This window comes from Ectobacillus sp. OTK (assembly GCF_059698935.1).
The window spans coordinates 613,447-627,533 of sequence record NZ_AP048547.1 but is presented as its reverse complement, the minus strand read 5'-3'; the positions used below and the strand labels follow the sequence as shown (position 1 = coordinate 627,533).

Annotated in this window: 10 protein-coding genes; 4 read left to right on the top strand and 6 right to left on the bottom strand. The window is 38.5% G+C overall.

All coding sequences use genetic code 11. From position 1 onward, the window contains the following. Positions 1–7: 7 nt before the first annotated feature. The 4 genes from AC6HZ4_RS03215 (at position 8) to AC6HZ4_RS03200 (ending at position 4,655) form a co-directional block, all read left to right on the top strand. Positions 8–2,248, top strand: a complete 2,241-nt coding sequence (locus AC6HZ4_RS03215) for a prenyltransferase/squalene oxidase repeat-containing protein (protein ID WP_497493620.1) — start codon at positions 8–10, stop codon at positions 2,246–2,248. Between the two features lie 72 nt (positions 2,249–2,320). Next, positions 2,321–2,869, top strand: a complete 549-nt coding sequence (locus AC6HZ4_RS03210; protein ID WP_497493619.1) for a chorismate pyruvate-lyase family protein — start codon at positions 2,321–2,323, stop codon at positions 2,867–2,869. Between the two features lie 25 nt (positions 2,870–2,894). After that, a complete protein-coding gene (rfbB, locus tag AC6HZ4_RS03205) occupies positions 2,895–3,914 on the top strand; it encodes a dTDP-glucose 4,6-dehydratase (protein ID WP_497493618.1) in 1,020 nt (339 codons plus the stop codon). Positions 3,915–4,346: 432 nt separating this feature from the next. Then, on the top strand, positions 4,347–4,655 hold the full coding sequence (locus AC6HZ4_RS03200; protein ID WP_497493617.1) for an ArsR/SmtB family transcription factor: 309 nt from the start codon (positions 4,347–4,349) through the stop codon (positions 4,653–4,655). 136 nt (positions 4,656–4,791) lie between these two features. Here the strand turns inward: AC6HZ4_RS03200 and yhbH are convergent, their stop codons facing one another. From yhbH to queG, 6 genes are all read right to left on the bottom strand, one after another. Next, positions 4,792–5,970 (bottom strand): sporulation protein YhbH, encoded by a 1,179-nt coding sequence (gene yhbH / locus AC6HZ4_RS03195; protein WP_497493616.1) that lies wholly within the window; start codon positions 5,968–5,970, stop codon positions 4,792–4,794. 368 nt (positions 5,971–6,338) lie between these two features. Next, positions 6,339–8,234 carry a PrkA family serine protein kinase gene (locus AC6HZ4_RS03190; RefSeq protein WP_497493615.1) on the bottom strand — a complete coding sequence of 632 codons (1,896 nt, stop codon included), beginning with the start codon at positions 8,232–8,234 and terminating at the stop codon, positions 6,339–6,341. A gap of 513 nt (positions 8,235–8,747) precedes the next feature. After that, positions 8,748–10,832 (bottom strand): sensor domain-containing protein, encoded by a 2,085-nt coding sequence (locus tag AC6HZ4_RS03185; RefSeq protein ID WP_497493614.1) that lies wholly within the window; start codon positions 10,830–10,832, stop codon positions 8,748–8,750. A gap of 139 nt (positions 10,833–10,971) precedes the next feature. Continuing rightward, positions 10,972–11,469 (bottom strand): tRNA (uridine(34)/cytosine(34)/5-carboxymethylaminomethyluridine(34)-2'-O)-methyltransferase TrmL, encoded by a 498-nt coding sequence (trmL, locus tag AC6HZ4_RS03180; protein WP_497493613.1) that lies wholly within the window; start codon positions 11,467–11,469, stop codon positions 10,972–10,974. Between the two features lie 58 nt (positions 11,470–11,527). Further along, a complete protein-coding gene (locus AC6HZ4_RS03175) occupies positions 11,528–12,424 on the bottom strand; it encodes an amidase domain-containing protein (protein WP_497493612.1) in 897 nt (298 codons plus the stop codon). A gap of 47 nt (positions 12,425–12,471) precedes the next feature. Next, on the bottom strand, positions 12,472–13,614 hold the full coding sequence (gene queG / locus AC6HZ4_RS03170) for a tRNA epoxyqueuosine(34) reductase QueG (RefSeq protein WP_497493611.1): 1,143 nt from the start codon (positions 13,612–13,614) through the stop codon (positions 12,472–12,474). Positions 13,615–14,087: the final 473 nt, after the last annotated feature.

The following is a 14,087-nucleotide window of genomic DNA, read 5'->3' as shown; positions in this document are numbered from 1 at the left end:
CGTTAAGATGGTACAAACAATTTTAAAAAGAACATGGGATGTTCTTGAAAATAAATTATTAGATAAGGAGTTTAATGGAATTCTGAGTGCTATTGATTACACTACCAATGAGTTATTGACTCAAGAAAAGTTATTGGAAAGTCAAGCTTTAAGTGCATGGGCTGCTATTCAAGCAAATAAAGAAGAAATTGCATATTCAATTTTAGACTATCTAGTTGATTCAGTTGATAAAGAATATGGTGGAGTGATTGAAGCTAGAGAAAGATATGGTTTAACAAATGAATTAGGAAATGTAAAAACAACATATCGTATGTTTTTAGCTGCTTATATATTTCTGTTGGCACGCAAATTACCTAATGGAGAAAAATATGTAAATTACGGATTAGATATTATCCAGATTGTTGAGGAGTATGCTTTAAATAAAGAAAAACAAGATTACTATCATAAAATGAGCCGAAATTGGGATACGGTTTTAGATGATAGTCGTGACCCTAGAAGTTTAATTTTTTCTGTATTGGCTTTAGTAGAAAAATATCAGTATACAAGTCAAAATGAAGATTTAAACAATATGATAATTAAGGCTGAATTGCTTTTACAATTAATTGATGGTACAGGAAGAATTATTGATCATAGAAATGTTGATGGATCTGTAGCTACTGGTGCAAAGGTAAATTTAGAAGTATCATCATTATCCATTATTTCATTGATTGAATTATATCGAGTAACTGAAGAAGAAAAATTTTTAAAAGCGGCTTATCAGGTATTAAATTTTATTAATTCACATTTATGGGATCATAAATTCGGGGGATATTGGACACATTGTGATTTGGATGGGAAAATTACAATTCATAAAGAATTTATTACCTTATTAACCTCATCAATTCCAATTAAAACGAGTAAAAGTAATGCATGGGCTTTAATTGCCAATTGTCTAGTTTCTCAATATAACGGTGATAAAAATATTGAAGAAGCATTGTCTAAAGGAATTACGTATTTATCTTCACTTTTTGATAGAGTCAATGGCGGTTTCTATATTGGAGAAGGATACTTTTGGACACCGCCAGGATCACCGGTGGGACCTTTTCAACGTTTAATGTTGCCTTCTAGAGAAACACCGGGAACATTTCATTTTGGTTCCTCTAGTTTCTTAAGACTTTATAATAAGCACGCTGATTCGCAAGCTGTAAGCCTACTTGCTTTTGAATTAGTTCGTCAAGCTTTAGGTGGATTTAATTTAGAAGTGGCTGCCACTAAACCCAAGGAAGATTTCGCATTAAATGAATTTAAACTAGAAACTCATAAATTGTCGGAACAAAAGAAAACTGATTTAGCTGAATTTATAGATGTAGAAAAACATATTAGTTGGATTAACGCGGCACATACTAAGGGGTTAGGATATGGTTGGACACCAAATATCTCACCTATCGGAACAAAACCAGATCGCACACCATCTGTTTTCGGTACTCATCATTCCATAGCTAATCTAAAAGTTTTAGGAGAACCAATTGAGGATAAAGAAAATATTGCAAATTGGATTAGACTTTGCCAATCTCCAAATGGTGCTTTTGGGGAATATCCAGGAGGACCTGCTGATGTCCTTAATACATACCTAGCAATTAACGTATTGGATATTTTAGGTGAAGAAAATTTTGGTGATAAAGAGGCATGTATTAATTACCTTAACAGTTGTCAAAATCCAGATGGCGGTTATGGTGTTGTTCCAGGGTTCAAAAGCGATTTATTCCATACTAATTTGGCTGCAGTAGCAATACACACTTTAGGAAGTGAACCGAAATATAAAGATGAATTGATTGAATATTTGTTAAGTGCTGAAAATGCTGATGGAGGGTACGGTGAATACCCAGGTTCTCCATCAGATACATATTCTTGCTATCGAGTTATCGGAACATTAGCTTTATACAACAAATCTATTCCAAATCCTCAAGCAACTATTGAGTTTCTAAAGAAATGCCAAGGCGTTAACGGCGGTTTTGGTCATGACTGGAATAGCAGACAAAGTATGGTGGCAACGTACCATGCAGTTGCTTCTTTATTTCTACTTGAGAGTGAGCCAGAAAGAGTACAAGATTGTATCGAATGGCTAACTGGATGCCAAACTCCAGATGGAGGAATTTCAAATATTCCTGGTGTTACAACTGGTACAATTGATGAAGGATTTGCAGCAGTTCAATCATTATGTATTCTTCAAAGAGGTTTAAGTCCATACTTTGCTATTTTAGTATCTTAAGCATTTATTACTGTGTGTTATCTTGCAGAGTCTATCTGCAAGATAACACCTATATTAAGAGGGGTGTAATTTGTGGTCCTTGTGGAGAATATACAAAAAGAAAATGTTAATATTATAGCCATGAAAAAGGTAGTAGATTTACTGCTTTCTACGGACGGATCAACAACATTAGCATTAGAAACTATCGTTCAAGATAATGTTCAGCTTAAGGTAATTGAACAAGAGATTATAGATAAGAATGCTATACCGAAAGAGGCGGAAAATTTTTTTAGCAATAAAGGCATCATTCTTCGAAGAGCATCATCATTAAACTATAAAGGAGAAATACTCTCCGAAAATATAGTCTTTTCTGATTTGTCGTTGTTACAAAAGGAAATTAGGGGAGAGTTAAAAATAGGAGAAATCCCTATTGGAAAGTTAATAAAAGAGACTGACACAAGAAGAAATATTTTGTATAGAGGTTATCAACCTTCTGAGAATATATTGGAATTATTTGAGGAGTTTTCCTTAAAATCTGAGGCATTTCCTATAAAGAAATATCAAATATTATGTAAAAACCATTGTTTGTTTTATATTTGTGAAGTATTTCATTTAGAGAATATTTATAAAATGATGAAATAATTTCTATAGAAATGAGGGATATAAGTTGAAATATCTTATTACAGGTGGAGCCGGGTTTATTGGCTCTAATTTTTTAAATACTTTTGTAAAAAGATATCCGAATCACCTATTTATTAATGTGGACAATTTATCCTATGCTGGAAACTTGTCGAATTTGAAAGAGGTTGAAAACGCTGAAAATTTTATTTTTGAAGAATCTGATATTAGGGATTATGATAAAGTAGATGTTTTGTTTAAAAAATATAATCCAGACATTATTGTTCATTTTGCAGCGGAAAGTCATGTAGATCGAAGCATAACAACACCGCGAACTTTTTTAGAAACAAATATCCTAGGTACATTTAATTTGCTAGAATTATGCAGAAAATATTGGAACCCTAATGTTGAAAAATTATTTCATCATATTAGTACAGATGAAGTATATGGATCATTAGGAACAAAAGGTTTTTTTAAAGAAGAGACAGCATACAATCCAAGCAGCCCATATTCAGCATCGAAGGCAGCAAGTGATCATTTAGTAAAAGCCTATCATAATACATATGGTATTCCTGTAAAAATAACGAATTGTTCCAATAATTATGGTCCATACCAGTTTCCTGAAAAATTAATACCTCTGACTATCACCAATATTTTATCTAATAAGCCAATTCCTGTGTATGGAAATGGTGAAAATGTAAGAGATTGGTTGTATGTTAAAGATCATTGTGAGGCAATATGGTCTGTAATTGAGAAAGGAAAAATAGGAGAAACCTATAATGTTGGTGGAAATAATGAAAAAAGCAATCTAGAAGTAGTAACAGCTTTATGTAATATAATTGCAGAACTACTTGGTGAAAATCCAGAAAATTATCTAAGCTTAATCACATATGTTTTAGATAGACCTGGACACGATTTCCGATATGCTATAGATTCTACAAAAATCCAAAGAGAATTAAATTGGAAACCTACAGAAACCTTTGAAAGTGGATTGAGAAAAACTGTACAGTGGTACCTTAGTAATGAAATTTGGTTAGAAAGTGTTATATCCAAGGAATACCAAAGATGAATTGATAATAATCATAACGGATGTATTAAAGGAGTGAATGTTAAATGAAGGGTATAATTATGGTCGGGGAATGCCCTTCCTTATTTTTGTTTTTTTAGCTGTATTAATAAGTTATTTTATTTAAAAAGGGCGTAAAACAACAAATTATTCAAAAACTAGTATAGAACTGCTTTTTTATTCATTTCTATCTTTATTTATCATTTAACTACAAAAATTTCATTACCTAATTGGGCAGCAGCTGTTTTAGCATTGCTCCAGCTATAATTGTTATTTATCAATACTAATAAGAGGATGTTACATATATGACTCATAGTTCGTTAATGCTAGAACTTTTAAAATAAAAATGTTAAAATAGATACTATTCAATAAAGATAGTGTCTATTTTTATTGAGTAGTATTGAAAACGTTTCATAAACATTTAAGGAGCGAAGAATGAGAGGATTATATCATCCAAGTACTGAAGAATTAAGGTTGTCATCAATTTTTTATGCTTTAAGTGACCCAGTAAGGCTGCAAATGGTCATGGAACTTTTGGAGAAAGAAGAAGTTTCTTGTGGGGCATTTAATATAGACCTTGCTAAGTCTACTATGTCCCATCATTTTAAAGTTCTTAGAGAAAGTGGTGTTACTCGTACTGATATTCGTGGAACACAACGTCTTGTATCTTTAAGAAGGACAGATATTGAAGAAAGATTTCCTGGTCTAATTAGTGTTTTGCATAATGTTGTAAATCCACTATGACCATAGAAATTTTGCTCCCGGAGTGATTATAAGATCACTCCTTATTTTTTGTTTAATATAATATTTGAGGTTATATATTTGAGTTCTTATACAAAAAGCCCTGCGTACATGCTCCCTTTGTACGCAAGGCTCTTTTTTAGCTGCTTTTCTCCGCTTGTTCCTGCTTGAAAAAGCTCTTCATCGCATGAAACACATCGGCTTTTTGCTTTAAGATATAATAACGGAATCTCTCATCCTTGATATTTTTATACGCTGACATAAGAGTAGAGTGGCGATTGTATTGGTTAACCTCTCCGTATCCGAACATATTAGACACCTTCATCAGCTCCTGCACAAGCTTCACGCAGCGCGCATTGTCAGATGTGAGATTGTCACCGTCAGAGAAATGGAATGGATAGATATTATAGCGGTTTGGCGAATATTTTGTTTCGATCAGCTCCAGCGCCTTACGGTATGCTGAGGAACAGATCGTTCCGCCGCTCTCGCCTTTTGAAAAGAATTCCTCTTCTGTGACGACCTTTGCTTCGGTATGATGGGCGATAAATTCAATATCAACCGTTTCATATTTTGTACGTAAAAAGCGAGCCATCCAGAAGAAAAAGCTGCGAGCCATATATTTTTCCCAAATTCCCATCGATCCGCTTGTATCCATCATCGCTAGTACCACTGCTTTTGATTCAGGCTTTAGTACCTCATTCCAAGTACGGAACTTTAAGTCCTCTGGGTGAATCGGATGAAAGGATGGCTTTCCGCTCATAGCATTTCGTTTATAAGCTGCCATCATTGTTCGTTTTTTATCGATATTACCCATCAGTCCCGTTTTGCGAATATCATTAAATTCAATATGCTCTAGCTTATTTTCATCGGTTTCCTTCCGCTTTAGATCTGGCAGCTCCAGCTCACTAAACAATGCCTGCTCGAGCTCCAAAATCGAAACCTCTGCCTCATAATAATCCTCTCCGGCCTGATCTCCTGCTCCCTTACCTTTTCCAGGACCTTTTTGCTGTCCCCCGCTCGAACCGTCACGGGCTACAACATCACCTACCTTGCTGTCGCCGTTCCCTTGACCTACGTGTTTGTTTTTGTCATAGTTATAACGAATTTTATATTCATCTAGAGAACGAATCGGAATTTTTACCACATCTTTCCCATTAGACATGACAATGCTTTCCTCTGTAATTAAATCGGCAAGATTGTTCTTAATCGCTTCTTGGACCTTCTCCTGATGACGCTGTTGATCATCATAACCTTTTCGGTGGAGGGACCAATCTTCTCTTGCAATCGTATAATTATAGTTGTTATCTTCACTCACCATATTTCCCTCCTTCTATTCTTTTATTTTGGTTTGTAAAGCAACTGTAAAACGCAAATATAATTCCGCTTAGCTGATGCACCATTTCACATACATATGCATATAGTATGGTGTCGGCCTTTTTACTTTTTGTATGAATGGTTGGTTACTCTATCTTATGCAATCAGCACAAATAATTGACAAATAATTTCAGAATTGGACATCCTCATTTTTTCTGAATGGACTTGCATAAAAATATTGCCCAGCTACAAAATGTTTATTTCTATACAGATACGTCCCCTATACACAGGAAACGCATCTACAATAATTCAAAAGAAATTGCTTATGTGTGGACAAAAAAAGCATGCCTTTAGGCACACTTTTTTTGCACGTTACCGATTCAATAAGCTTCCTACATACCGAAGCAGCTCATTGGCGGATGTAGAGTTATAGCCGTATTCATCTATCAATCTCGCTACAACATCATTAATCTTCTTCAACTGATGTTCATCTGGCGTTTTAGTCGATGTAGTGATTTTGACGACATCCTTCAAATCAGCAAACAGCTTCTTCTGGATTGCTTCGCGCAAGCGCTCATGTGAGTTGTAGTCAAATCGCTTTCCTTTGCGTGCATACGCGGAAATACGGATTAAAATTTCTTCGCGGAATGCTTTTTTCGCATTTTCTGAGATTCCGATTTGCTCTTCGATCGAACGCATAAGCTTTTCATCCGGGCTCATTTCTTCGCCTGTTAACGGATCACGCAGCTTCGCCTTATTGCAGTAAGCCTCTACATTGTCTAGATAGTTATCCATCAACGTTTTGGCAGACTCTTCATATGAGTAGACAAACGCTTTTTGTACTTCCTTCTTCGCAATGTTATCATATTCCTTACGCGCTAAAGAAATGAAGTTCATATAGCGTTCACGATCTTCATTACTAATGGATGGATGCTGATCGAGACCGTCCTTTAAGGAACGAAGAACATCTAATGCATTAATAGATGGTATTTCCTTTCGAATAATCGTAGAGGAAATGCGGTTGATAACGTAACGCGGATCAATACCGCTCATTCCTTCATCCTGGTATTCCCGCTTCATTTCTTCTACATCGATAGAATTGTAGCCTTCGACCATTTCTCCGTCATATAGACGCATTTTCTTAATTAAGTCGATGTCTGGACGCTTTGGATCCTTAAGTCGCGTTAAAATCGTAAACATGGCTGCAACGCGAAATGTGTGCGGTGCAATATGCACATCAGCTACGTCACTTTCACGGATCATTTTCTCGTAAATGCGCTCTTCCTCACTAACACGCAAGTTGTAAGGAATCGGCATTACGATAATCCGGGAATGCAAGGCTTCATTCTTCTTATTGGAGATAAAAGAACGATACTCTGTTTCATTCGTATGTGCTACAATCAGCTCATCTGCTGAAATTAAAGCAAAACGGCCAGCTTTAAAGTTTCCTTCCTGCGTTAAGGAGAGCAAATGCCATAAGAACTTCTCATCGCATTTAAGCATTTCCTGAAACTCCATCATACCGCGGTTTGCCTTATTTAATTCTCCATCAAAGCGGTAAGCGCGCGGGTCAGATTCAGAGCCGTACTCCGCAATTGTCGAAAAGTCAATGCTTCCCGTTAAATCAGCAATATCCTGTGATTTCGGATCGGACGGACTAAATGTTCCAATTCCAATTCGGCGATCTTCAGATAAGAATATGCGTTCCACAATCACATCTTCGATACGTCCGCCATATTCCTTTTCAAGTCTCATTAAATTTAATGGCGATAGATTACCTTCGATACGAACACCGTATTCTTGGTAAAACTCATCTCGCAAATGATGTGGTATTAAATGCAGCGGATCCTCATGCATCGGGCATCCCTTGATTGCATAAATCGCACCTTGATTTGTATGCGAATATGATTCAAGACCTCGCTTTAGCATTGTAACTAGTGTGGATTTCCCGCCGCTCACCGGTCCCATAAGGAGCAAAATTCGTTTTCTTACATCAAGCCTCTTAGCAGCAGGATGGAAATATTCCTCTACAAGCCGCTCTAGCGCTTCCTCTAATCCAAACAGCTGGTTGCTGAAAAATTTATAATGCCTGCGGCCATCAACTTCCTCAATGCCGGCATCGCGAATCATGTTGTAAATGCGGGAGTGGGCAGTTTGAGCGACCCACGGTTGTTCCTTTACAATTTCCAAATACTCGGCGAATGTGCCTTCCCATTGTAAACGCTGCTCTGCTTCCCGGTACTGCTCAATCCTTCTTAAAATATCCATATCGGACCTCCCCCATTCTCTTGTTCCAAAAGGATTATTATAACTTTATGCGAGGATGTCCTTAAACATTCTTCAGAATCATAAAAGAGTAAAATTCTAAAAGTTTATCTCTTTTAAAGAAGAACTGCATAATAGATTGATTCTAAAGTTCTTTTTACTGGTCTTATACTCATTCCACGAAAAGGATTACAGAACTTTCAGAATTTATACCAACAAATTGAAGGAAATTTTCTGTATAATAAAGAAGTGAGGATATTACATAGAGGGAGGAATCACGATGAAATTTGTACTCATTCTAGGCGTAATAATCGCATTCCTAAGCGCCATCTTCACTGCCGGCTATAACGATAAACCAGGCGCAAATAGCTAACAAGCAAAGCGGGCTCGGCCCGTTTTGCTTGTTAAAGGGACAGCTCTCTGCCCGATAAGGCGCTTTTTCCCTCATTGGGCAGATGTCTTTTCCTCACAACAAGCAGGCCGAGGGAGCTAGATACATTCGACAGGAATACTTTCTTATCTTTTAAAACAAAAGCTTTCAATTTCTTCTATTGGGAGCGGTTTGCTAAAGTAATAGCCTTGTGCCAAAACTGCGTTTTTACTTTGTAAAAACTGAATTTGTTCTGCTTGCTCGACTCCTTCAGCAATCACCTCCATCCCTAGCGTATGAGCCAGATGAATGATAGCTGTTGTAATTTTTGCATCTCGTTCATCCGCGTTGACCTCCTGCATAAAGGCCCGGTCAATTTTAATGGTGTCAATCGGATACTTTTTTAAATAACCAAGGGAGGAGTAGCCAGTGCCAAAATCATCTAAATGAATGCCTATTCCGTGCTGCTTCAGCTGCTGCAGAACCTGTTCTGCGTACGCTTCGTGTACGAGAGCCCCTTCTGTAATTTCAACAACCAGCAGACCAGGAGGAATCCTATACATCTTCAGAGCCTTTGTAATAGATTCAACAATCTTCATTGAACGAAATTGCCGAGCTGATATGTTCACCGCAACTGGCACAGGAGTGTAGCCCTTATCCATCCATTCCCGCAGCTGACGACACGCTTCAAATAAAACCCACTCATCAATTTTGAAGATGAATCCTGTCCTTTCGGCAAGTGGAATAAAATAATTAGGCGGCACAAAGCCGAGCTCTCGATTGTTCCAACGCAGCAATGCCTCTAGCCCTATCACCTGCTGCGTCATAATATTGACCTGCGGCTGATAATAAAGCGAAAATTCCTTTCTTTCCACTGCGCGGGTAAGCTGATGCTCTAGCATAAAACGTCGTTCTCTTTCTTGATCCAAAACACTGTGATAAAAAGCATAGTAGGCTTTTCCATACTCTTTTGCACGCTCTAGAGCTAAATCCGCCCGCTTTAGCAGAGTTTGCCCATTTTCTCCGTCTTTCGGATAAACAGCAATTCCAATGCTTATGCCGATAGAAAACTCCTCGCCTTTTAATGTAAAATACCTTTTCATGCTTTGCAGAAGTTTTTCTGCTGTTTGAATAATGTCCTTTTGTTCAATTTGCCGCGTAAGAAGGGCGAATTGATCGCCATGCTGCCGAAATAATTGTCCTCCTTCAGGCAGCGTACCTTGCAGGCGTTTTACTGTCTCCTTTAGCACCTCGTCGCCGCCTTCGTGACCCATCAAGTCATTTACAATATGAAATTCATACAAATCAATAAAGAATAGAGAAAACGGCTGCTTGCTTTCTAGATAGTCAGACAAACACTGGGCAAACGAAATAGAATTTAACAGGCCGGTAAGCTGATCATAATACGCATAGTATTCCGTCTTTATCTCATTCTGCACCTGCTTTGTTATATCACGCGCTACTAAATACACTCCTGTAATCTCTCCATGAATGACGATGGGAATCGTTTTGAAAGAGATATATAAATCTTTACCATCCTGCCGACAGCACTTATAGGAGTCAATTTGTACAACTTGTCCTGCTAATGTTTGCTGGAAAATGCTCGATAGCTCCCCTCTGTCATCTATTGGCAATACATCGAATATATATTGCCCATGCAGTTCCCCGGCCTTGTATTCAAAGATTGTGTATGTTGCCGGATTTGCATAAACAATGCGTCCATCTGTATCCAAAGAAAAAATAGAATCACTATTATAATCAAAAAGCGATCGATACCGCATCTGGCTCTCCAGCAGCTCCTCTTGCTTATGCACACGTTCTGTTACATTACGCGTAATACAAACAATATACTGGCAAGTGCCTGATGCATCAAAGATAGGGTTTAGTAAAGATTCATAATACGAAATCGTTCCATCCTCTGATGTAACATGGTCCTGAAAAACAACAGACTCTCGCTTTATCACAGCTTTTTCATACATAGCAGTCAGCAATTGCGCTACGTCGGCTGCCATCAGCTCTTGAAATGTTTTCCCATAATAATTACTGAATACTTTTGTATGGGCTCTTGCTTGTTTGTTCATATAAACATATTGAAACACAGGTCCTTCTATCACCTTTATAACAAATACTAAATCTTGAATTGTATTGAGCAGCATTTCATTAAGCAGACCGAGCTGTACACTTTCCTGAAAGTATTCTTTGTTCGAACCCGTTGTAAATTGTTCTTCCATGTCATCCCCAACCTAATATATTTATTCTTAACTATGTGCATTCTTCCAATGAAGTATGTACAATTATGCAATATATAGGGATTAGGAAGTGTCTGACTATCTTCACATAAAAAAGAGCTGCCGGTTGTATGGCAGCTCTTTATTTCATAAATTCCTTCAATAATTCCGGATAATTTTGCTGACGCAGCGCCTCATACACGAGGATAGCTGCTGTATTAGACAAATTCAAAGAACGGACATGCTCAGTCATCGGAATGCGCAGACAACGGTCAAAATTCTTTTGAATTACATCCTTCGGCAAGCCGGTCGTTTCTCTCCCAAATACAAAATAATAATCCTTTTGCAGATCGCTGTAGTCAAAGGAGGAGTGCGGTTTTTCCCCATACTTTGATAAATAAAAGAACTCTCCAGCTGCATTTTTCTCATAAAACTCATCCAGCGAATCATAGTATGTAATCTCAACAAACTCCCAATAATCAAGTCCTGCACGTTTTAGCATCTTATCATCTGTAGAAAAGCCGAGCGGACGAATTAGATGAAGCTTTGTGCCTGTTGCTGCGCACGTACGCGCGATATTTCCTGTATTCGCCGGAATTTCTGGTTGATATAAAACAACATGTACTCCCACAATTTTCACCTCTACCCAGTATTATATCACTTGCAGACAAAAAGAAAACAGGCAGCAATTACGCTGCCTATACATTATCAAGAATATGAAAAAACTTATATTTCATTTGCGGCGTATATTTGCTTGAATCCTGATATGCCCAGTAGCGTCTGCGGCTGTCAGCCGAATGTGCATTCACAAGGGGCATGCCATTTGCATCCTTTGCCGTCACAATTGTTGTATGATTCCAACGTCCGTCATTTTCAAAATCATACGCAATCACATCCCCGAGAAGAAGCTCCTCGGGCTTTTCTACCTGTTGAGCCCGCAAACCAACTGCAGCCCCCGTTAAGTACCATTGAAAGGAATGAGCAACTGACCAACTCCAGCTCCATTGCCCATTTTGATGCCACCAGCCCTTTCTAATATTCGGATACCCCGTCATCGGGGACTCTCCAGCATGCAAGCATTGCGAAATAAAATTTGTGCAATTATCCTGAAAATTACGATAAGCAGGATTGCGGCCGTTCCACCAGGCTTCAGCATACTTAACCGCTTCAAGCCGGTTATATTTGTAGGGAATTAGATTTCCCTTTCCCTTGGTCACTTCCCTCTCTAGCGTTTCTCCTGCTCCAGCTATTGTTTCATATGCGGCATACATATCATCCTCGAGCCGCCCCCGCTCAAATACAGCACGGCGATGCACCTGCTCCTCTTCCGCATAGAAAAAATCCTTTTGGCGAATGAAGTATTGGAAGTGAACGATGTAGTCTACATCCTTCCGCTTCCCTAATGTAAGTTCCCGAATTACGCTTACTCGTGCATCACATTTTATAATCTCCGCTTTTCGTTCCTTCAATAACTCTTTCTTCCGTCTTAGAACGTGAGAAACATCCCCTTTTAAATGAGCGCTTGCACGTTCATTTCCAACGAGAAAATCCATTTGATGACGAATGATTGTCTCGAGCGCTGCTTTCACTCCCATTCTCATTCCCCCTCATCTTACAATATGAAGGAGGGGGAAGGAATCTGCTAATTTTGTGTATCTTGCAGCATAATTAAGCCTTTTTCCATTTCTGCAAGCACCTGTTCATCCTGCTCTGCTTGCTTTGCTTTTTCAATTTCTTCCGCTGCTTCCCTTATGCCAATTCTTCCAAGCGCCCATGCTGCTGTTCCGCGCATAACAGGCCGCGGATCCTGCTTCATAACAGTGATTAGATCTGGAACTGCAGTTTCGTCCTTATAATGCGCTAACGCGAGAATTGCATTTCGCTGAATCGGTTTTTTGCCGCGCCACGAGCCGGACATATAACCGTACTTCTCCTTAAACTCGCGATTGCCAATTGTAAGAAGAGGCTTCAACAAAGGCTTCACCAGCTCTGGATTTGCCTCCATTTCTGGATGAAGATGAAAATCAATTCCTTTATTTTTAGGGCATACTGTTTGACATGTATCACAGCCATACAGACGATTCCCAATTTTCACTCGATACTCCTCAGCCAAAAACCCTTTTGTTTGCGTTAAAAACGCAATACATTTTTGTGAGTCAAGCTGTCCACCTTGCACAAGTGCGCCGGTCGGACAAACCTCCACACATTTATTGCACGTACCGCAGCCTTCCTCAAGCGGGATATCTGGCGGAAAAGGGATGTTTGTGAGCATCTCTCCCAAATAGACATAAGAACCAAATTCCGGTGTAATAATCGCGCAATTCTTCCCGCTCCAGCCAATGCCTGCCCGCTCCGCAACAGCACGGTCACTTAATTCACCCGTATCAACCATTGACTTCACCTGTACATTTGGGACGCGCTCCTGTAAAAACTGCTCAAGCTTCTGTAAACGATCACGTAAAACAGCATGATAATCCTGTCCCCAAGAAGCACGGCAAAATATTCCCCGGCGTTCTCCCCGTTTACTTTGCGGGGCATCCTTCAATTTAGAAGGATAAGCAAGCGCAATTGCGATAATAGACTGCGCACCAGACAAAACAAGCTGAGGATTTGTCCGCTTCTCAATGTCCTGTTCTTCGAATCCAGATTGATAACCAAGTTCTTGCTGCCGAAGAAGACGGTGCTTAAGCTCTTGAAACGGTTCTGCGCTCGCAAACCCGATTTTATCAATCCCAATTTGCTTACTGTATTCGATGACCTCGTGTTTGAGCTGCTCCCAATTCATATATGTCAAACCTCCCTTCCCATACCGTTACACACTGTATTTCTAATTTTATTGTAGGACATACTTACGGTAAACAAACAAATCTACCCAAAAAACATTAAAAAACGCAATGCTTCGTTTAATCTGAGAAACGAAACACTGCGTTATGCACAATAAGTATAAATTGCTCTGGAACGGGTAACAGGATCAAAATTATAACATCAGCTTAAATAGCCAAGATTTTACCCGTAAAACTACATCCGCTTGTAAAGAAATTGTGAAGTTTTTGTTAACTGTTTAGAAGTATAGCATGAAATAATATAATCGACAAGAATTTTAGCGATAAAAGTCGAAAAAAGTTAGTATGCGCAGAAATTGTTGAAATAATACATATTGCTTTTATGCAAAATGTGTATATATCTAGCCCAGAACAAAAGCTTCCCTTATAAACGGTCACAAAGCAAAGTCTGAAACCATTATACCTTCCAACAGGT